Annotated in this window: 19 protein-coding genes and 5 pseudogenes; 9 read left to right on the forward strand and 15 right to left on the reverse strand. The window is 68.4% G+C overall.

The genetic code is table 11. From position 1 onward, the window contains the following. Positions 1-19: 19 nt before the first annotated feature. Positions 20-409 (reverse strand): S1C family serine protease, encoded by a 390-nt coding sequence (locus GNX96_RS46575; RefSeq protein ID WP_163573791.1) that lies wholly within the window; start codon positions 407-409, stop codon positions 20-22. 42 nt (positions 410-451) lie between these two features. Here GNX96_RS46575 and GNX96_RS46580 point away from each other — a divergent pair, with 42 nt between their 5' ends. Continuing rightward, complete coding sequence (locus GNX96_RS46580; protein ID WP_163573792.1) at positions 452-736, forward strand: hypothetical protein; 285 nt, start codon at positions 452-454, stop codon at positions 734-736. Positions 737-961: 225 nt separating this feature from the next. Here GNX96_RS46580 and GNX96_RS46585 read toward each other — a convergent pair whose 3' ends face one another. The 3 genes from GNX96_RS46585 to sigE form a co-directional block, all read right to left on the reverse strand. After that, positions 962-2,098 (reverse strand): sigma-E factor regulatory protein RseB domain-containing protein, encoded by a 1,137-nt coding sequence (locus GNX96_RS46585; protein ID WP_163573793.1) that lies wholly within the window; start codon positions 2,096-2,098, stop codon positions 962-964. 73 nt (positions 2,099-2,171) lie between these two features. Further along, the gene (locus GNX96_RS46590) at positions 2,172-2,759 is read right to left on the reverse strand and encodes an anti-sigma factor family protein (RefSeq protein ID WP_163573794.1); all 588 of its coding nucleotides are present in this window, start codon (positions 2,757-2,759) and stop codon (positions 2,172-2,174) included. A gap of 91 nt (positions 2,760-2,850) precedes the next feature. Next, a complete protein-coding gene (gene sigE / locus GNX96_RS46595) occupies positions 2,851-3,495 on the reverse strand; it encodes an RNA polymerase sigma factor SigE (RefSeq protein WP_279583344.1) in 645 nt (214 codons plus the stop codon). A gap of 485 nt (positions 3,496-3,980) precedes the next feature. Here sigE and GNX96_RS46600 point away from each other — a divergent pair, with 485 nt between their 5' ends. Continuing rightward, positions 3,981-4,628 carry an O-methyltransferase gene (locus GNX96_RS46600; RefSeq protein ID WP_163573796.1) on the forward strand — a complete coding sequence of 216 codons (648 nt, stop codon included), beginning with the start codon at positions 3,981-3,983 and terminating at the stop codon, positions 4,626-4,628. Between the two features lie 4 nt (positions 4,629-4,632). Here GNX96_RS46600 and GNX96_RS46605 read toward each other — a convergent pair whose 3' ends face one another. Beyond that, on the reverse strand, positions 4,633-4,944 hold the full coding sequence (locus tag GNX96_RS46605) for a hypothetical protein (RefSeq protein WP_163573797.1): 312 nt from the start codon (positions 4,942-4,944) through the stop codon (positions 4,633-4,635). Continuing rightward, positions 4,941-6,100: pseudogene (gene glgC, locus GNX96_RS46610) on the reverse strand (glucose-1-phosphate adenylyltransferase). Before glgC ends, GNX96_RS46605 begins: the two are co-directional and overlap by 4 nt. A gap of 84 nt (positions 6,101-6,184) precedes the next feature. On the opposite strand from glgC, the pseudogene glgA reads away from it, so the two are divergent. Continuing rightward, positions 6,185-7,354 (forward strand): annotated as a pseudogene (gene glgA, locus GNX96_RS46615) (glycogen synthase). A 754-nt stretch (positions 7,355-8,108) separates the two neighbouring features. On the opposite strand, the gene GNX96_RS46620 reads toward glgA, so the two are convergent. After that, entirely contained in the window at positions 8,109-8,405 is a 297-nt protein-coding gene (locus tag GNX96_RS46620) for a hypothetical protein (RefSeq protein WP_163573798.1), read from the reverse strand. Positions 8,406-8,672: 267 nt separating this feature from the next. Next, on the reverse strand, positions 8,673-8,990 hold the full coding sequence (locus GNX96_RS46625; RefSeq protein ID WP_279583345.1) for a hypothetical protein: 318 nt from the start codon (positions 8,988-8,990) through the stop codon (positions 8,673-8,675). 12 nt (positions 8,991-9,002) lie between these two features. Here GNX96_RS46625 and GNX96_RS46630 point away from each other — a divergent pair, with 12 nt between their 5' ends. Continuing rightward, positions 9,003-9,176: a hypothetical protein gene (locus GNX96_RS46630; protein ID WP_163573800.1), complete on the forward strand. Its 174-nt coding sequence runs from the start codon at positions 9,003-9,005 to the stop codon at positions 9,174-9,176. 63 nt (positions 9,177-9,239) lie between these two features. On the opposite strand, the gene GNX96_RS46635 is transcribed toward GNX96_RS46630, so the two are convergent. After that, on the reverse strand, positions 9,240-9,407 hold the full coding sequence (locus GNX96_RS46635) for a DUF3117 domain-containing protein (protein ID WP_163573807.1): 168 nt from the start codon (positions 9,405-9,407) through the stop codon (positions 9,240-9,242). A 262-nt stretch (positions 9,408-9,669) separates the two neighbouring features. Between GNX96_RS46635 and GNX96_RS60580 the strand changes: the two are divergent. Continuing rightward, positions 9,670-9,981 (forward strand): annotated as a pseudogene (locus GNX96_RS60580) (enoyl-CoA hydratase/isomerase family protein); the annotation flags it as partial. A gap of 10 nt (positions 9,982-9,991) precedes the next feature. Beyond that, positions 9,992-10,474 (forward strand): enoyl-CoA hydratase-related protein, encoded by a 483-nt coding sequence (locus tag GNX96_RS60585; RefSeq protein WP_279583346.1) that lies wholly within the window; start codon positions 9,992-9,994, stop codon positions 10,472-10,474. Positions 10,475-10,476: 2 nt separating this feature from the next. Here the strand turns inward: GNX96_RS60585 and GNX96_RS46645 are convergent, their stop codons facing one another. Both GNX96_RS46645 and GNX96_RS46650 read right to left on the reverse strand, forming a co-directional pair. Next, positions 10,477-11,061, reverse strand: coding sequence for a DNA-3-methyladenine glycosylase I (locus tag GNX96_RS46645; RefSeq protein ID WP_163573801.1), 585 nt, complete (start codon positions 11,059-11,061; stop codon positions 10,477-10,479). After that, positions 11,054-11,401, reverse strand: coding sequence for a DivIVA domain-containing protein (locus GNX96_RS46650; RefSeq protein ID WP_163573802.1), 348 nt, complete (start codon positions 11,399-11,401; stop codon positions 11,054-11,056). Before GNX96_RS46650 ends, GNX96_RS46645 begins: the two co-directional genes overlap by 8 nt. Positions 11,402-11,621: 220 nt before the next feature. On the opposite strand from GNX96_RS46650, the gene folP reads away from it, so the two are divergent. Further along, positions 11,622-12,482 (forward strand): dihydropteroate synthase, encoded by an 861-nt coding sequence (gene folP, locus GNX96_RS46655; RefSeq protein ID WP_163573803.1) that lies wholly within the window; start codon positions 11,622-11,624, stop codon positions 12,480-12,482. 177 nt (positions 12,483-12,659) lie between these two features. Here folP and GNX96_RS46660 read toward each other — a convergent pair. The 4 genes and pseudogenes from GNX96_RS46660 to GNX96_RS46675 form a co-directional block, all read right to left on the reverse strand. Next, positions 12,660-13,226, reverse strand: a pseudogene (locus GNX96_RS46660) (dihydrofolate reductase family protein); the annotation flags it as partial. After that, complete coding sequence (locus tag GNX96_RS46665; RefSeq protein ID WP_163573804.1) at positions 13,227-14,048, reverse strand: TIGR00730 family Rossman fold protein; 822 nt, start codon at positions 14,046-14,048, stop codon at positions 13,227-13,229. A gap of 782 nt (positions 14,049-14,830) precedes the next feature. Beyond that, positions 14,831-15,890, reverse strand: a pseudogene (gene dapE / locus GNX96_RS46670) (succinyl-diaminopimelate desuccinylase). Positions 15,891-15,900: 10 nt separating this feature from the next. Further along, on the reverse strand, positions 15,901-16,542 hold the full coding sequence (locus GNX96_RS46675; RefSeq protein WP_163573805.1) for a VOC family protein: 642 nt from the start codon (positions 16,540-16,542) through the stop codon (positions 15,901-15,903). A gap of 265 nt (positions 16,543-16,807) precedes the next feature. Here GNX96_RS46675 and atpB point away from each other — a divergent pair, with 265 nt between their 5' ends. Both atpB and GNX96_RS60590 read left to right on the forward strand, forming a co-directional pair. Beyond that, entirely contained in the window at positions 16,808-17,494 is a 687-nt protein-coding gene (gene atpB, locus GNX96_RS46680; RefSeq protein WP_163573806.1) for a F0F1 ATP synthase subunit A, read from the forward strand. A gap of 11 nt (positions 17,495-17,505) precedes the next feature. Beyond that, on the forward strand, positions 17,506-17,990 hold a 485-nt coding region (locus tag GNX96_RS60590; protein WP_279583347.1), incomplete at its 3' end, for a TetR/AcrR family transcriptional regulator.

Below are 17,990 nucleotides of genomic sequence, written 5' to 3' on the forward strand. Positions count from 1 at the left end.
AGCGGGGATCCGAAGGCGATCACCGATCGGGATCGCCGACCACGACCTTGTCGGAGTCACCGAATGGCAGGGTGGCCAGGCCCGACTTGCCGACCTTCAGCACGGCGATGTCGGAGTTGGGGTCACGGCCGACGATGCTCGCGTCCAGGCTGCTCCCGTCCGAGAAGACCGCCTTCAGACTGCCGCCGTTCGCGGCCGGCTCGGCCACGTGGTTGTTGGTGATGATGTAGCCGTCCTGGCGGACCACGAAACCCGAGCCGTTGCCCTGCTCGTTCTGGCCGTGGATCTCGATCGACACCACCGCCGGCTGGACCTGCTGGGCGATCGCGGCGACCGAGCCGGGCGCCCGGTTGGCCACCGCCGGCGTCGAGCCGTTGCTGCCGCCGAGGCCGCCCACCGCCGTCTGCACCGCCGTTGCGGGAGGCCACCGCGTATCCCAGGGCGCCGCCCAGTGAGCCGGCCAGCACCGCCACCACGACGGACAGCACCGCCATCGCGCCGAAAGCCGATCCTGCGTACGAGCCGCGGCTCGTCGACGACCGCCGGTGCCGGCGCCGCGGCGGCCGGAGACGGTGGCGGCAACCACGCCGGCGCCGAGCCGGGGTCCCGCCACGGGTCACGCTGCGCGTCCGGCACCCACCAGGGCGACTGCTCGGTGCTCGTCCCGTACGCCGGTGGACCGCCGCCGAAGCGAGCCGCTGCCGGTGCGTACGGGGAAGGCCCGGCGGCACTCTGAGCCGGCGGGACTGGCGTCGTCACGGTGTTCGGGGAAGCCCAGGCGGACGACTGTGCACCCGAGAACTGTGCACCTGAGGACTGCGCACCGGCCTCGTCGGTGCCGTCTGGCCGACTCTCGTCAGGCACCGAGGCCCACCTCCTGCGTCACAACTCAACCCCAACCAAGCAAACGTGGAAGCGCACGACGATGTGCCGAACCCCCGCCAACCCTGCCGCCGACCGGTCAGTCGAACGGGTTCACCCAGGATGCCACCCGGGCGATGCCACGGCCGATCCGACCGAGCACGCTCGTGTCGGGCGCGCGGTGCGGGAGCGCGGTGACCGCACTGTCCGCGACCGACGCCGGGGCGTCCGACACCAGGGTATAGACGGTGTCACCTCCCGCCCAGGTAAGTGTCCGGTAGAGCCCGGAACTGGCGTAAACGCTCGCGTCGCCGAGCTGCTCGGGATGCACGCCGCGCAGGTTCCGGACATCGAGCTGGCCGTGCTGGACGAACAGGGACGACGAGAACAGCCCGTTGGAGAAGCTCAGCTGGATGACCGGGCCGCTGGCGTCGGTCAGCTCGTACGCCTCGTAGCGCTGCATCCCGCCGGGCAGCACGTCGGGCAGCGGCCAGCCCTGCGCACGCAGCTGGGAGACCTGCGCGTCGGTCAGCAACTTCGCCGCCGGCACGGTCATCGCCGGCGCGGTGGTCTTCTTGCCGACCGGTGGGCTGCCGCCGTCCGGCGACGGCGGGTTGGCCGAGTCCGGGTTCCGGGCGGCCGCCGAGCCGACCTTGATGTCGACGTACGACGTGCTGCGGACGATGTGGCCGGCGTCGTCGAAGAGCTGTCGGCGAAGCAGTAACCCGGTCGCGTCGTCCAGCCAGAGCTTCGCGGCCAGCTGATGAGTGCTCAGCGACCGCGCCTCCACCACGCTGGTGGACCGGCCGACGCAGTCCGCGTCACCCATCACGGCGAGCGAATAGCCGTGCGTCAGGGTCGCCAGCACCAGGTCGTCCAGGCCGTCGTCGACCGGGTCACCCTCCAGTTGGCCGCTGGGCGTGTCGGAGTCCAGCGAGCCCGACTCGACCTTGCTGGTGGTGCCCCGGCCCGGCACGTGCCAGATGTCGACGTACGCGCTGGAAGTGGGCGAGGTCAGCACTTTCGTACCAGCGTAGAAAACGTCTCGGCTGGCGTCCACGGCACGCTGCAGCAGCTGCATGGCCGGCTGTTCCGCGGCGCTCAACGCGCGCTGCGTACGGTCGATTGAGCCTGGGTCGACGAGCTGGTCGTCCGGGTCTCGGCCGGGCCCTGCCGCGTACACGAACGCGGCGCACACAGCAGCGCCCACCACACCCGCGCTGATGGCGACCGCCACCCGGCGCGCACCACTCCAGGGCGCTGCCGTTCTGGTCCGGGGCTCCGCTTTGAGCCGGCGCGGGAGCAACGCCCTACCGACCGCCGCGACTGTCGAAGGCCGCGGGATCGAGGTTGAGGGCGGGGTCACCGCCAGGCAGGAGTCCCGCGCTGCGGCTGTGCTCGACCGTGTACGCCATCACCGGTGGGCGGACCATCTCGGTCTGCTCGGGCGCGCCGGCGATCGCGACCACCCCGAGGCTGACGGCGAAAGCGGCGAACCCGCCGGTGGCGCCCACGATGACAGTGTGTCGGCGCGAGCTGCGCGGGCCTCGGGACGGCCGGCCGGTGCCGGTGTCGCGGAAGCTGGCCTGCATGCGTACCTGCGGCAACGACAGGCCGGCGGGGCCGCCGTAGCCGGAGTCGTCGTCGTCATTGTTGTCGTGGTTCGGACTCGCGTCCGGGATGGCCCGAAGCCGGTCCGCGAGGCTCATCGGCGCCTCCGGGCCGCCGAGGCCCGACAGCATCAGCTTCAACCGGCGCTGCGCCTCCACCTCGGCACGGCAGGCCGGACAACCGGCCAGGTGCACGAGGGCACGCTCGCGGGCCTGATGGCCCAGCACGCCGTCGGTGACAGCCGCGGCCAGCTCGCCCAAATGCCGCTCGGAAGCCGGGGAACTCACAGCTCGCCCCCAAAGATGCTGAGCTCGGTCCCCGTCACGTCACCTGTGGAGCCTGGCCGGCGGACGCGTACGTACGCGCCGCTTCCGATGCTCACGTCCTGCCCTCCACCGCCCCATCATCCCGATTGCCGACCGCGCGCAACCGGCGCGGGGTGCGGTGCTCGAGCGCTGAACGCAACGCCGCGCGGCCACGGTGGATCCGGCTGCGGACCGTACCGATCTTGATGCCGAGCGTCGCGGCGACCTCTTCGTACGACAGACCTTCGACATCGCAAAGCACGACAGCGACCCGAAAATCCGGTGAGAGGGAATCCAGCGCGGCCTGCACGTCGTCGTCGTCGAACCGGTCGTCGGCGAAGGTCTCCTCCGGGGTCCGCGTGGAGCCGGCCAGCCTTTCGGCATCGTCGGGCAGCGCGGAGAACCGGATGCGGGCCTTGCGGCGCACCTGGTCGAGGAACAGGTTGGTGGTGATGCGGTGCAGCCACCCGGCGAAGGTGCCCGGCGAGAAGCCGTCCAGCGACCGGAACACCCGGACGAACACGTCCTGGGTCAGGTCTTCGGCGTCGTGCCGGTTGCCGGTCAGCCGATAGGCCAGCCGGTAAACCCGAGTCGAGTGCTCGCGGACGATCTCGTCCCAGGTCGGCGGTTTCCAGCCGTCCAGGGCACTGCGGTGCTCACCCGGGAACGCGTCGGGCACGGCGTACCCCTTCCAGCCGAGGCTTACGGTCGCATTCATCGTGCACCGTCCCTCCGCTGTAGACATCATCCCCGAGGCGGGTCACCTATCCCACCCATGGCCGATCTCATTCCCTCTCAAGTGCACGAACGGCCGGGAGCCCCACAGCGTTCCCGGTAGCGTGAATTCCACGGCAACCGTTCCCCCTTCTGCATCGTCTTATATCTCTCCACGCGCGATCACCCTCGTTGCTTCGTCGAACGCGCCTCACCACCTTGGCCCTGTCTGGTTATTGCGGCGGGCGATAGCCGAGCCCAAGAGCCGCCTGGCGGCACCGCGGAAAAGCCCCCATAGCGCTGCTATGAAGGCTTCCCCGCGGCACCACCAGCCAACTCCTGAATCTCGACTCTCATCCCACCGCAATAACCAGACAGGACCTAGACGCGCCGCAGCGGTGGTGGGTTGCCTCTAATAGGCTCGGGCAGCTCAGCCGCGACTTTCCGCGGCCAGCGACAGGACGCGGGAGGTGTGCCATCGCCGGTTGGGTGCAGTCGGTCACCACGATCGCCGACAGCATCGACTTCGTCGAGGGTTTCGTCGGCGAGGACGCGGTGCTGGGCGCGGCTCGCGGCAGGGCCGCCGAGGTGGGCTGCCGGGCGGTCGGGCCCGGGGCCGGGGCGACGTTGCGGCTGTTCGCCACCACGGTCGCGGCGCGGGCGGTGGTCGAGGTGGGCACCGGGACCGGCGTCAGCGGGCTGTGGCTGCTCCGCAGCCTCGCCGTTGGCGGGGTGTTGACCAGCATCGACACCGAATCCGAGCATCAGCAGCTGGCCCGCCAGACGTTCGCCGACGCGGGCATCCCGCCGGGCCGGTTCCGGCTGATCAACGGGCGCGCCACCGAGGTGCTGCCGCGACTCGCGGACAGCTCGTACGACATGGTGTTCGTGGACGCGGATCCGACCAGCTACCCGGAATACCTGAACCAGGCACTGCGCTTGCTGCGCGCCGGCGGAGTGCTGGCGATCAACAACGCGCTGGCCGATGGGCGTACGGCCGATGTCGGTGCCCGGGACGTGGAGGCGGTCGCCATGCGCGGCATCGCGGCCGCGGTCCGCGACGACGACCGGCTCGCCGCCGCGCTGCTGCCGGTCGGCGACGGATTGCTGGTCGCCACGCTCGGCCACCGCGCCTGACGGGTCAGGTGGCGAGCAGGAAGCCGAGCAGGCCGGTCAGTACCAGCCAGCACAGCAGCAACCCGATGATCGCCGGCCGGCGCGGGGCGCCCCGGAACATGCCATAGCCGATCAGCACCAGACCGAGCAGCGACAGCGCCGCCGAGATCCCGCAAAGGAATCCGTCGACGAGAGTGACCATCATGTCGGTCGAGCTGCCGCTGGTCGCCAGCCGGAGGAATTCCAGGACCACGATGGCGGCGGCCACGCCCGCGCAGATGAGCCCGAACCGGACACTGCGGGTGCCCACACTGAGAGAGTCGTACGGCAGCCTCACGGCTCGACTCGTTCCCCTTTCCCCAACACCACGATGCCCGACTCGGTGACCCGGGCCGGGTCCGGTCCGTTGCCAGGTCCACCCCGAGAGTGGCGCCCGGTGGCACCAACACATTCTTGTCCACAATGGACCGTCGCACCACAGCGCCCGGCCCGATGCGTACGCCCGGCATCAGAACCGAGTCGTCCACGGTCGCGCCGTCCGCGACGTGTACGTCGGGTGAGAGCACCGAATTGCGTACCGTCCCGTGGATGATGCAGCCGGTCGACACGATCGACTCGGCGGCCGTCCCGGACAGCACGAACTTGGCCGGCGGCAGTTGCGGCGGGTTGGTCAGGATCGGCCACTGCCGGTTGTAGAGATTGAAAATCGGGTGCACCGACACCAGGTCCAGATGCGCCTCGTAATACGAGTCCAGGGTGCCGACATCGCGCCAGTAGCCGCGGTCCCGGCTGGTCGCCCCGGGCACCTCGTTGTGGTCGAAGTCGTAGACCTCGGCGTCGGATTTGCGGACCATCATCGGAATGATGTTCGCGCCCATGTCGTGCGCCGAGCCCGGATCGGCGGCGTCGGCCCGCAGGGCCTCCAGCAACGCGTCCGTACGAAAGACGTAGTTGCCCATCGACGCGAAAGTGCTGTTCGGGTCGTCCGGCAGACCGGGCGGATCGGCCGGCTTCTCCAGGAAGCCGATGATCGTACGGCCGTCGGGCGCGGTGTCGATGACCCCGAACTCGCTGGCCTGGTCGCGGGGCACCCGGATGCCGGCGACGGTCACGCCGGCGCCGGACTCGATGTGCGCGTCGACCATCTGCCGCGGATCCATCCGGTAGACGTGGTCGGCGCCGAAAACCACAATATGGTCCGGATTCTCGTCGTACACCAGATTCAGCGACTGGTAGATCGCGTCCGCCGAGCCGGTGTACCAGCGCGGGCCGAGCCGCTGTTGCGCTGGTACGGGTGTGACGTAGTCGCCGAGCAGCGTGGTCATCCGCCAGGTCTGGGTGATGTGCCGGTCCAGCGAGTGCGACTTGTATTGGGTCAGCACGCAAATCCGCCGAAAACCGGCATTGACCAGGTTGGACAACACAAAGTCGACCAACCGGTATTGCCCGCCGAACGGGACAGCGGGTTTCGCGCGGTCCGCGGTCAGCGGCATCAGCCGCTTCCCCTCGCCGCCCGCGAGCACAATTCCCAACACCGACTGTCCGTTGCCCACGCAATGCACCCTAGTGTGATCCCCATGCGGCTGGCATTGCTGACCAACGAATATCCGCCGACCATTTACGGCGGCGCCGGGGTGCACGTGGACTTCCTGGTCCGCGAGCTGGCCCGGATGATCGATGTCGACGTGCACTGCCTGGGCCCGGACCGGGAAGGCGCCACCGCGCACCGGCCACCGGCCGAGCTGCTGGACGCCAACCCGGCACTGCGGACACTGGGCACGGACATGCTGATGGCCGCAGCAGTGGACAAATCCACCGATCTGGTGCATTCGCACACCTGGTACACAGGCCTCGCCGGTCACGTGACGGCCCTGCTGCACGACATCCCCCATGTGGTGACCGCGCACTCGCTGGAACCGTCCCGGCCGTGGAAGGCGGAGCAACTCGGCGGCGGGTACGCGCTGTCCAGCTGGGCCGAGCGGGTGGCGTTCACCGCCGCCGACGCGGTGATAGCCGTCAGCGCCGGGATGGCCGGCGACATCCGCGGGGCGTACCCGGAGGTGAAACCGGAGCGCATCCACGTCATCCACAACGGCGTCGACACGGATTTCTACGCCCCTGACGACAATCCTGAGGGCGTACGCGCGCTAGGCGTGGACCCGGACCTGCCGTACGTCATCTACGTCGGCCGGATCACCCGCCAGAAGGGCCTGCCGCACCTGCTCGCGGCCTGCCACCAGCTTCGTCCGGGCGTCCAGATCGTGCTGTGCGCCTCCGCGCCGGACACCGCCGAGATCGCCGCCGAAGTACGGTCCGAAGTGGACTCGCTGACCGCCCGCGCGCGCGCGGCGGCGGTGTGATCTGGCACCAGGAAATGCTGCCACGGCCGAGCGGAGCTCGTACGGCTGCTGTCCCACGCCACCGCCTTCGTGTGCCCGTCGATTTACGAACCACTGGGCATCGTCAACCTGGAAGCCGCCTCCTGCGGCACCGCTGTCGTCGCGAGCGACGTAGGCGGCATCCCGGAGGTCGTCGCCCACGAGAAGACCGGACTGTTGGTGCACTACGACAACACCGACATCCCGTCGTACGAGAGCGAGCTCGCCGCCGCCATCAACACCCTCCTGGACGACCCGACCCGCGCCAAGGAAATGGGCGCCGCCGGCCGCGACCGCGCCATCCGCGAATTCGGCTGGCACATCATCGCCGACCAAACCCTCGCCGTTTACAAATCCCTACTCCGATAGACCCACTGCGGCTCGAAACTGTCGTACCGATGCTGTTTTCTAGCCCCCTCCCTGATTTGGGTGGGGGGTGGGTTTGAGGACGCGCCCGCGTGAAATTTTCACCGCGCCGGGGCCTTGAAGTTGTTGATCTTCGTTACTTTGCCCACCCAAACCCGACAATTCGGTCTCATGTCCGTTTTGGGTAGGCGAAGTAACGAAGATCAACAACGAATATCGCAGCGGGTGAGCGGAATCTCCTCATCACGTGACGGTGAGTGTTCGCCAGCTCCGGAGTCCGGGCATCAGCGACACGCCGTAGCGGCGCAAAATTGTCGTACCCAGGCTGTTTTCTAGGCCCCCACCCAGTGAACGGGCGGGGGGGTGGGTGTGAGGCAGACGTACTAATTTTTAGTTGTCAGTTTTCCTCTTACCCGCCCCCCACCCGTTTTGGGTGGGGGTGATTTTTCGGGGTGGGTACGACAGTTTTGCGCCGCATCCGCTGGACGGGTGCGGCAGATTTGTCGGTGGCTGGCGCGGGATCGGCCTGCGGAATGCTGACTGTGGGACTTTGTCATGCGCTCGGTGTCGATTGCGGGACATTGTTCCGCACCGGGCGGCTGACGGTGCCTGTTGTGACTCCTGGGCCCTACGGTGCCTCGTGAGTCACGTCATGGACGCCGCCGACCGGCGACCGCCGGCGCACCTCGTGAGGGACGGAGAAATCCCGGCGCTCACCGCTGAAAGACGGAGATTCTCCGCCACTGGACGCAAGGACTTATCGGGCGAACGTCCGGGTGGGCCACAGTTCTAGTCCCGCCCGGCGAGAGTCGCGGTCGGCGTCCAAAGTCACGTTTTCGGTGGCGGCCGGCGACTGACACGGTTTTCGAGCCACTCGGCGAGAGGCGGCGAGCCACAGCGGGCGAGCGTTGTCGTACGGGACGGCCATGATGTAGGGCATGACCGTTGACCTGTCCGCGAAGCAGCCGTTCGACCTGCGCAAGTCGCTGCGCGCGATGGCGTATTTCCGGCCGGCGGCCGGCGAGCAGCTCGTCGTGGACGACACGGTGCGCAAGGCGTTCGCGGTGCGGCGGGGCGCCGCGGATCACGCGGTCGTGGTGGAGGTGGCGCCGTCGCGGACGGGCGTGCGGGTGGCCGTTCACGGCGCCCAGGAGAGCGAGCTGGACGGGGTGCACCGCACCGTCGCCGACTGGCTGTCGCTGGACGACGACCCGACGCCGTTCCTCGCGATCGCCGAAAAGGATCCGCCGATGGCGGACATCCTGCGGGTCACCCGGGGGTTGCATCAAGTGCGGTTCGCCAGCCTGGCCGAGGGGGTGTGTTATTTCCTGCTGACCCACCGGACCTCGCAGGCGGTGGCCGCTGGCCGCAAGAGACGGCTGGCGGTCGCGTACGGACCGCGGCTGGCACTCGACGGGGTCGAGCACGTCGCGTTCCCGACGCTGGAGAACCTGGCCGGGCGGCCGGCCAGCGAGCTCCGGGCGTATGCGGCGAACGACCAGCAAGCCGAGCGGCTGACCGCCGCCATCGCCGGGGTGACCGACCTCGGCGAGGCGTGGTTACGGGAAGCGCCGACCGACGAGGTGCACGCCGCGCTGCTACGGATCCACGGGATCGGCGAGTTCACCGCGAGCGCCATCGGACTGCGGGTGTGGGTCGTCCGATCGGGCCGCCGATCCAGATGCGGCAGTTCGCGGACACGGTCGCCACGGTGTACGGCGACGAGCGGACCGCGGATGACGTGCGGCGCGGGTACGGCGAACAGTTCGGCGTCTGGAGTTACGTCACCCGTACGGGCCTCGGCTGGCTGGATGACAAGGCCTGAACCCGTTCCCCAGGCACGGAACAGGCCCCGGCGAGCGTCGCCGGGGCCTATTCAGCACCGGTCTCAGCCGGTGACGTTCTTCAGTGCCTCACCAAGGTCGGTCGCCTCGTCGGCCGACATCTCGACGACAAGTCGTCCGCCCCCTTCCAGCGGAACGCGCATCACGATGCCGCGCCCCTCCTTGGTGACCTCGAGCGGACCGTCACCCGTCCGCGGCTTCATGGCCGCCATGTCGAAACTCCCCTCGACCGGTGGCCGCCGCGACACGACAGCCACTCCCTAACCGCCCGCGGTCAACCAGCGAAACCTGCAGCGCCAGCGCACGCTGCGGGAATGCCGGCCCGGCCACGGGACAACGGTCATTATTCTCCTGCATGAGGGCTGCCGGTCCCAAACCGGGGGATCATTGCCGGCGCGTCGGACCGAATTCCACCGGTAGTGTCGACACTGGCCACGAGCCAGACAACCGCCGCAGTCACCGGAAGGACAATCCGTGTCGGACTCGCTGATCGTCGACCGCACAGAGGCCGTCGCGACGGTAACTTTGAACCGCCCCAAGGCAATGAACGCCCTCAACCTGGAGCTCAAGGAAGCGCTGAAGCAGGCGCTGACCGAGCTCGCGGCGGACCGGGCGGTACGGGCGATCGTGCTCACCGGGGCCGGTGACCGGGCCTTCTGCGTCGGGCAGGACCTGCGTGAACACCTGCAGCTAATCGAGGCCAAGGACCCGGCGCCACTGTCCACAGTGACCGACCACTACAACCCGATCACCCTCGCGCTGGCGCAGGCACCCAAGCCGGTGATCGCCGCGGTCCGTGCACCGCGCGGCCGGTGCCGGAGCGTCTTTCGCGTACGCCGCCGACTTCCGCCTCGGCGGACCGTCCACGTCGTTCCTGATGGCATTCGCCAACATCGGCCTGACCGCCGACTCCGGCGCCTCGTGGACACTGCAGCGGCTGGTCGGCTACGCCAAGGCCATTGCCATTGACCTGATGATGGTGCCCCGCAAGGTCGAGGCCGCCGAGGCGCTGGAGCTGGGGCTGCTGACGACGGTGATGGACGACGACAACAAGGTCCTTATGGCAGCGCAGCAGTTCGCCGCCCGGATCGCCGCCGGGCCAACGGTCGCGTACGCGCAGATCAAGCGAAGCCTGGCTTTCTCGGCCACCCATTCGCTCGCCGACTCGCTCGCCCTGGAAGCGCAAGCCAGGCGACCGCGGGTGCCACGGCCGACCACGCCGAGGCCGTCGCCGCGTTCGTCGCCAAACGCCAACCGAACTTTCGCGGTGAGTAGCTGAAATCAGCGGGTCGGCACGTGGCAGCCGGCGACGTGGTCGTCAAGCATGCCGGTCGCCTGCATCAGCGAATAGCACGTGGTCGGGCCGACAAACGCGAAGCCAGCCTTCTTCAGCTGCTTGGCCATCGCGACTGACTCAGCGCTGATCGTTGCCTGATCGTGCACCGACGCGGGCCGCGGTGGCCGCGGGTCCGGTGCGTACGACCAGAGGTGGTCCGAAAGCCCGGTCTCCAGGTCCAGCGCGGCCCGGGCGTTGCGGATCGCCGCGTGGATCTTGGCCCGGTTGCGGACGATCCCGGTGTCCGTCAGCAGCCGCTGCACGTCGTCGTCACCGAAGTCGGCGACCGCTTTGAGGGAGAAGCCGGCGAAGGCGGCCCGGAAGTTCTCCCGCTTGCGCAGGATAGTCAGCCACGACAGCCCGGACTGGAAGGCCTCCAGGCTGAGCCGCTCGAAAATCGCGTCGTCGCCGTGCAGCTCACGGCCCCACTCGGTGTCGTGGTACGCCCGATAGTCGGCGGTCGAGTTTCCCCAGGCGCAGCGCGCCACCCCGTCTTCGCCGAGCGCCAACCCGACCGGCAGCTCAGGCATCGTCACTGACCTGCTCGTCAACCCGGTGATAGCTCGCGGACAACTGGCTGAGCTCGTCCTCCAACGCGCGGATGTGGGTGTCCCGTACGTCGATGTCGTACGCGAGCCGGGTCAGCGCGTCGTCGACCTGGGCCATCCGGTAACCACGCAGCACCACGTCGAACCGGAGCGCGTGCACGTCCGCGCCGGTCGCCGGCCGGTCGTCGGGCAGCGAGGTGGGCACCATGTCCGGCGCGGGGTCGGCCATGCCGGGGGTCCGACCGATGGTGAACGCCGCCCCGGCGAACAACACTCCGGCCAGTACGACAGCCACCAGGACCGCGATAAGCACTTCATCCACGGTTTCATGGTGTCATGTGGCGGGAGCGCCCCGCGCCATGGGCGCGCGGAAACCGCGACGCCGGGTACGTACCGGCTGGATCCCGATAGACTCCGTAGGTTGTGCCGATGGCATCGGCGCCGGCCCCGGCCGGCTCCCGACTGGCTTCCGGGCTGGCCCGGCCGGCCCGGCTGGCTCTGTGGGCGGATGCCGCGCGACGTGAACCAGCTGAAAGGACCTCATGCCGGAGCTGACCTTGCGCGGCCGTGCCGTCTCGGCCGACCGTGCGCTGATCATGGCGATCATCAACCGTACGCCCGACTCGTTCTACGACCGGGGCGCCACCTTCGCCGAGGAGGTCGCCCAGCAGGCCATCAAGCAGGCGATCGAGGACGGCGCGGACGTGATCGACATCGGCGGGGTGTCGGCCCGGCCCGGCCCGGAGGTCACCGTCGCGATGGAGATCGAGCGAGTGGTGCCCACCATCGAGTGGGCCCGCGACCAGTTCCCGGACCTCGTCATCAGCGTGGACACCTGGCGGCACGAGGTGGCCGAGCAGGCGTGCCTCGCCGGCGCGGACCTGATCAACGACAACTGGGCCGCCGACGACCCGGAGATCATCGACGTGGCTGCGCAGTTCGGCGCCGGCTACGTCTGCTCGCACACCGACGGGCTGCCCGCTCGTACGTATCCGGTCAACCGCCCACAGTTCGACGACGTGGTCGCCGCGGTGATCGACGACTGCACCCGGCTCGCCGAGACCGCGGTCGCCAAGGGCGTCCCGCGCGAGGGCCTGATGATCGACCCGGCGCTGGACTTCGGCAAGAACACCATGCACAGCCTCAGGTTGCTGCGAGACCTGCGCAAAGTGGTCGACACCGGTTGGCCGGTGCTGATGGCCATCTCCAACAAGGGTTTCATCGGCGAGACGCTGGACGCGCTGATCGACGACCGGGTGGTGGGTACGCTCGCGTGCACGTCGATCGCCGCCTATCACGGCACCGCCATGTTCCGGGCCCACCAGGTTCGGGAAACCCGGCAGACCGTCGAGATGGTGGCCACCATCGCAGGCACCCGTCCCCCGGCCCGCCACCGGCCCTGATGTCGTCGCCGGCAACCGCCTTAAGAAGACTGGGCGCGGTCGAAGACGTAGCGGAGCAGGACTGTGTCGCCATCGGTCAGGGTGGAGGCCAGTCGTACCGGTGCCGGTGAGAGCGGCGGGGCCGGCCGCGATCCGGCCAGCGGCCCCGCTGACCAGCTTGGGCGACACGGTCAGCCGCAGCTCGTCCACCAGCCCGGCGGCCAGCAGCGAGCCGAACAGGTGCGGCCCACCCTCGCCGGCGATCCGGCGCAGCCCGCGACCCTCCAGCTCCGCCAACGCGGCGGCGAGATCCACCCTGTCCTGCCCGGCCAACACCACCTCGGCACCGGCGGCTGCCCAGGCAGCGCGCACGTCGGACGGGGCGGACGCGCAGGTGAGGACGTACGTCGGCACTCGTACGTCAGTGACGACCAGCGCGTCCGGCGGCAGCGAGACCCCGGTGGTGACCACCGCGACCGGCGGCACCTCGGACAGGCCGTGGCGGCGCCGACGCTGGACGCCGATCTCGTCCGGCCGGATGCCTCGATAGCGCTCGGCAACCGCGGTGCCGGCGCCGATCAACACCACGTCGGCCAGGTCCGCCCCCAACCGGTAGACCCGCCGGTCGGCGGCATTGGACAGCTCGGCCGAGCGGCCGTTGACCGCGACCGCACCGTCGACGCTGGACACGAAGTTGATCGCCAGCCAGCGCCGGTCCGGCGGATACCCGTACAGGCGCTCGAGCTCGTCGTCGCTCGGCGGCATCTAGCCTTCGATCGGCTCGGCGGTCGGGTCCGCGCCGGACGGCGGCGGGTCCGCTGTGCCGGCCAACTGCTTCTCGGAATCCACGATGACCTGGACGGCTTCGTCGATCTCGTCGGTGACGGTGATCAGGTCCAGGTCGGCTGGGTTGATCTTGCCGTCAGTGAGCATCGTGGACCGCAGCCAGTCAATCAGACCGGACCAATACGACCGTCCTAAAAGGACGACTGGGAAGCGGGTCACCTTGCGGGTCTGAACCAGTGTCAGCGCCTCGAAAAGCTCGTCCATGGTGCCAAAACCGCCCGGCAGCACACAGAAAGCCTGCGAATATTTCACGAACATAGTTTTGCGGGCGAAGAAATACCGGAAGTTGATGCCGAGGTCGACATATTCGTTCAGGTGCTGTTCGAACGGCAGCTCGATGCCGAGGCCGACCGACGTGCCGCCGGCGTCGACGGCACCGCGGTTGGCGGCCTCCATGATGCCCGGGCCACCGCCGGTGATCACCGCGTAGCCAGCCGCCGCGAGGGCCGCGCCCAACCGGCGGGCCATCTCGTAGTCGGGACTGTCGGCATGCGTACGCGCCGAACCGAACACCGAGACCGCGCTGCCCAGTTCTGCCAGCGCGCCGAAGCCCTCCACGAACTCGGACTGGATCCGCAACACCCGCCACGGGTCGGTGTGCACCCAGTCAGTCGGACCGCGGCTGTCCAGCAGCCGCTGGTCGGTGGTACTGGCGGAGATGTGGTGCCGGCGCAGCGTGACCGGGCCACGCTGGCGCTGCGCGCCACGCCCGGTCGGCCGGGAGCCGTTGTTCTCGCTCATACCCCCACGGTAGACAGCCCAGGTAAACCCCCGGCAATCAGCTGGCCGCCATCGCACCCGCGGTACGCGTCCGCCGAACTTGGAAGCGCTCAGTTTAGACGAGGCCGACCCACGCGCGATGTAACGGCATGGCGAGGTTTTGTCCGTTTTGCGCACTGCTTCGTTGCATTCGCGAGTGGTTGAGCGCTCAGGAGTCACTCGAGTCGCAGGGGTAACGCTGAGCCTGGAGTGTGAGACTCTAATCCCGACATGTGGGAACTGGTCCGGTCAGCCGCATTCCGCCGTTCTTATTGGGACTGGTGGTACCAACTTTCACCGCCAGTAACCAGATTCCGCGAACATCGCCACCCACCATGTCCGTTTGTAACGTTGTTGCCCATCCTGGGCCCCAGAATGGGCAACAGCGTTCCAATCGGACATACCCCCACCCAGTACCCGGTCACCCACAGTCAAAAGCCGCACCCACACCAGGTCTTACCACCCCACAAACGTGACGCTGGTTCGCTCTCCCCGTCGGCGGGCGCAGCCCACCCGTCGACCCCGTTCTTCCTTGAGGCTTCGCCCGAAGGGCTCCCACCCACCCACCTGCACAGGGTGCGGCGCGAAACTGTCGTACCCACCCCGAAAAATCACCCCCACCCAGTGACGGGTGGGGGGCGGGTTCGAGGACCAATGTCCAACTAAAAATTAAAGTCCACCTCTCAACCCACCCCCCGCCCGTTCAAAGGGAGGGGGAAAGAAAAACAGACACCTACGACAATTTCGCGCCGCACCCGAGGGAATTACCCGGCGAGAAATCTCACCAGGGCCTCGGCGGCGGTGGTGATCTTCGGCATCTCGACGTATTCGTCGCGTTTGTGGGCCGTGTTCGGGTCGCCGGGGCCGAAGTTGACGGCTGGGATGCCGAGAGTGGCGAGCCGGCCCACGTCGGTCCAGCCATATTTTGCCACCGGGGTGCCGCCGATCGCCCTCACGAAGGCCTGCGCGGCCGGGGCGGACAGGCCCGGTGGGGCCGATGGCGCCGAGTCGGTGATTTCCACGTCGAAGCCGTCGAAAACCTCTTTGACGTGGGCGGCGGCCGCTTTCTCGTCACGGTCGGGGGCGAAGCGGTAGTTGACCGTCACGACGCACTCGTCCGGCACGATGTTGCCGGCCACGCCACCGGTGATGTTGACCGCGTTCAGGCCTTCGCGATAAGTGCAGCCCTCGATCGGCACCACCCGTGGCTGGTACGCGGACAGCCGGGTCAGGATCTCGGCGGCCGCATGGATCGCGTTCGAGCCGAGCCACGAGCGAGCCGAGTGCGCGCGCGTGCCGGTGGTCCTTACGACTGCACGCAAGGTGCCCTGGCAGCCGCCTTCGATCTGGCCGGAGGTCGGCTCCAGGACGATCCCGAAATCGCAGTCCAGCCAGTCTCGGAGCGTACGAGAAATCCGCCCGAGGCCGTTGCGCGATCGGACTCGATTTCCTCGCAGTCATAGAAAACGAGCGTCAGGTCGTACGCCGGTTCGGCCAGCACCGCGGCCGCGTGCAGCATCAGCGCGACGCCGGACTTCATGTCCGAGGTGCCGCATCCGTACATCCGATCACCGTCCACTGTGGACGGCACGTTGTCGGCGGTCGGCACGGTGTCCAAGTGGCCGGCGAGCAGGATGCGGCGCGGCTTGCGGTGTTCGTACGCGCCAGCACCGCCTGGCCGTCGCGCAGCACCTCAAAGCGGCCAAGCGCCCGCACGGCCGCCTCGACCTGGTCGGCGAGCTCGCGCTCGTTGCCGGACACCGACTCGATGTCCACGAGCGCCCGGGTCAATGCGATGGGGTCAGCAGTCAGATCAAGAGTCACCCCTCTGACGCTAGCGGTCCGGCGGGAAAGCGCAGAACACGTTGCCCTCCGGATCGGCCATGATCGTCCACCACTGGTCACCGGCCGCCGGTCGCAGCACGGTCGCACCGGCCGCCACCAGGGCGGACGGCTCGATACCCGGCGCCAGGTCGACATCCCAGTGCCAGCGGTTCGGCCCGTTGCCGGGCTCGGGCTCCTCCTCGAACCACCAGCTTTCCCAGGGCAGGCTCGGCGCGCCACCCACCCATGCGCGCGCTCCGGACCGTGAGCTGCCGGTCTGGCCGCCGATCAAATCGGCCCACCAGGCGGCGAGCGCCCGGGGCTCGCGGCAGTCGACGGTGACCGTGCTGATGGTGGTCAGGCGCCGGCGTACGACAGTCAGCGAGAATTCGTTGCCCTCCGGGTCGGCCAGTGCCCACGGCTCGTCCGGGTCGGACGGGTCGTCCAGCACCTCGGCGCCCAGCATCAGCAGCGGCTTCAGATCCCAGTCTGGTACGACAAGATCCAGCCGCACCCGGTTCTGGTCTGCCGGCAGCTGGGCCGCGGTGTTGACCCATAACCGGCCCGGTGGCAGCTCAGCGCTGAGCGGCAGCTCGACGAAGCCCTCGGCGGACAGCGGGACGGCGCAGCGCGGCCGCCCAGAACTCGCCAAGCGCGCGACCGTCAGTCGCGTACAGACACAGCGCACGAAAACTCGCGAGGCTCATATCGCCGGCACCACGCCGCACTGCCCGATGACCTCGGGATCCGCCGAATCGACGACGAGATCCATGAACTTCGCGATCACCATGATGCCAAGCCTCCTTGTCTAGCGGTCGATTTCATCATGGCGGACACGTCTGACACATTCTCTCCTGCTAGAATTCATACCATGCTGCCAATTTTTCGTACGGACAGTATAACGGGAGGTGAAAGGGATGATCGAGGTCGGCAAGCACGTCACGGCGACCTTCCTGGGCATGACCTTCAACTTGGACACCATCGCCGCGACGCTGGTGGCCGGCGCGATCGTCGTCGTGTCCGGGCTGCTGATCGGCCGGCGGGCACGCAGCGGCGTGCCGTCCAAGCCGCAGTTGCTGTGGGAGACTGTGGTCGGCCAGATCCAGGACCAGGTCCGGGAGAACATCGGCATCAAAACGGCCCCGGTCGTCGTGCCACTAGCGGTCAGCGTCTTCTTCTTCATCTGGGTGGCGAACTGGCTGGAGGTGATCCCGACCAATCACCTGCTGCCCGCCCCGACCGCCGACGTGAACCTGACCTACGCGCTCGGACTGTTCACGGTTGTGGTGGTGCATGTCGTGTCGATCAGACAGAAAGGCGTGCTGCGCTGGGCCGTCGACATCGCCAAAGGACACGAGCCGGGGATGGCACCGATCTGGATCTTCGAGGAACTGACCCGCCCCTTCACGCTGGCGCTGCGGCTGTTCGGCAACATGTTCGCCGGCGGCATCATGCTCAGCATCATCGCGCTGCTGCCGATCTACGTGTTCTGGCTGCCGGAGATCCTCTGGAAGCTCTTCGACCTGTTCGTCGGGGTCCTGCAGGCGGTCATCTTCGCGCTGCTGATCATCCTCTATCTCGGCTTCCAACTGGACGAGGAGTAGCTTCGGCAACCGTGCAACACCGCGGCACGTTCATCGAGCAGGCCCGGCGGGCCCAGATGGTCCAGTGCGCGGTCGAGGAAATCGCCGAAAACGGCTACCCGGCCGCCTCGCTGGCCGCCATCGCCCGCCGGGCCGGCGTCAGTCGCGGGGTGATCTCGTACCACTTCGCCGACAAGGACGACCTGGTCGAGCAGGTCATCGCCGACTTCTACCGGCACCTCGTCGAAAGCGTGCCGTTGCGCCAGACCGTGCTGGTCACCACGACCCCAGTGCGAACAGCAGGGTCGTACCAGGCAGGAAGAATCCGATCGCGAGACCCCGACTCCGGAATCAGCAGCAAGCCGGCGACCAGCAGCAGGACCGGGCCCTGCAGCGAGCTGAGGAATCCGACCAGGCCGGTCACCGGACCACCGGCCGCCGGCAGACGTAAGGTCAGCGCCGGCGGCAGGTTGCGCCAGACCGTGCTGGTCACCACGACCTCGTCGAAAGCGTGCCG

Origin of the sequence: Fodinicola feengrottensis (genome assembly GCF_010993775.1) — a bacterium.
GTDB classification, from domain to species: Bacteria; Actinomycetota; Actinomycetes; order Mycobacteriales; family HKI-0501; genus Fodinicola; species Fodinicola feengrottensis.